This window comes from Acidovorax sp. KPB24-03 (genome assembly GCF_057546605.1).
This window is the reverse complement of record NZ_BAAJYR010000675.1, coordinates 1-1293: the sequence shown is the minus strand read 5'-3', so window position 1 is coordinate 1293 and position 1293 is coordinate 1. Positions and strand designations below refer to the sequence as shown.

Sequence of the window (1293 nt, the reverse complement as noted above, 5' to 3'; positions counted from 1 at the left end):
GCCGTGTTCGAGGCGGCGCTGCAGCGCATCGGGCCGTGGTCCATCGCGGCCCTGCTGCTCACGCTGGTGCTGCTGTTCGCCTTCCAGGGCGAGGCGATCCTGGCGCAGCCGCTCGTGATCGCGCTGCTGGCCGTGCCGATCCTGATCCAGGTGCTGTTCAACTCGGCGCTGGCCTACGGGCTCAACCGGGCGGCCGGCGAAACGCACGCCATCGCCGGCCCGTCGGCCCTGATCGGCGCGTCCAACTTCTTCGAGCTGGCCGTGGCCACTGCCATCGGCCTGTTCGGCTTTCACTCGGGGGCGGCGCTCGCCACCGTGGTGGGGGTGCTCATCGAGGTGCCGGTGATGCTGCTGGTGGTTCGGGCCGTGAACGCGTCCAGAGGGTGGTATGAGTCCTGATCTTCCGAACGTCGACGCCGCGCTGCTGCACCCGGTCGATCCCGAGCGGCTGTTCCCCGCGCAGCGCGCCACCCATGCCCCGCGCATCCTGCTGCTGTACGGCTCGGTGCGCGAGCGGTCCTACAGCCGGCTGCTGACCGAAGAGGCGGCGCGGCTGCTGCGGACCCTGGGCGCCGAGGCGCGCATCTTCGATCCGCGCGGCCTGCCGATGCCGGACGCGGCGCCCGACGATCACCCCAAGGTGGCCGAGCTGCGCACGCTCGCCCAATGGGCGGAAGGCATGGTCTGGACGTCCCCCGAGCGCCATGGCGCGATGACCGGCATCCTCAAGATGCAGATCGACTGGATTCCGCTGTCGGTCGGCGCGGTGCGCCCCACCCAGGGCAAGACGCTGGCGGTGATGGAGGTCTCGGGCGGCTCGCAGTCGTTCAACGCGGTCAACCAGATGCGGGTGCTGGGCCGCTGGATGCGCATGGTCACCATCCCCAACCAGTCCTCCGTGGCGAAGGCGTTCCTCGAATTCGACGAGGCCGGCCGCATGAAGCCGTCGAGCTACTACGAACGCGTGGTGGATGTGATGGAAGAGCTGGTGAAGTTCACCCTGCTCACGCGCGGCGGCGCGGCCTACCTGGTGGACCGCTACAGTGAGCGCCGGGAAAGCGCGCAGGCCCTGTCTCAGCGCGTGAACCAGCGCAGCCTCTGAGCGGCCAGCGGGGGCGAGTGCCGCAGGCGGTGCCGCGCAGGCCACGCTGTCCCGTGCGGCCACACGCCAGTCGGGGCCGTGCGGAATAATCGACCGCTTCCGCCCCCTCCCCCTTCCCCCGCCCCCTTTTTTCTGCGCCGGCCTGCCGGCGAACCGCCGCATGCCCAGCCCCGCGTTTTTTCTCCACCTTC

General features: G+C 70.3%; 2 protein-coding genes. Both read left to right on the top strand.

The window, feature by feature from the left end; genetic code table 11:
• A partial coding sequence (locus AC27KI_RS25100) for an arsenic resistance protein (protein WP_487091188.1) occupies positions 1-399 on the top strand: 399 nt, incomplete at its 5' end.
• Entirely contained in the window at positions 389-1102 is a 714-nt protein-coding gene (gene arsH / locus AC27KI_RS25095) for an arsenical resistance protein ArsH (protein ID WP_487091187.1), read from the top strand. The genes AC27KI_RS25100 and arsH, both read left to right, overlap by 11 nt.
• The last annotated feature ends 191 nt before the right edge of the window (positions 1103-1293 follow it).

Coding starts and splice junctions, on each gene's coding strand:
- arsH (WP_487091187.1), top strand. CDS start 389: ATGAGTCCTGATCTTCCGAACGTCGACGCCGCGCTGCTGCACCCGGTC.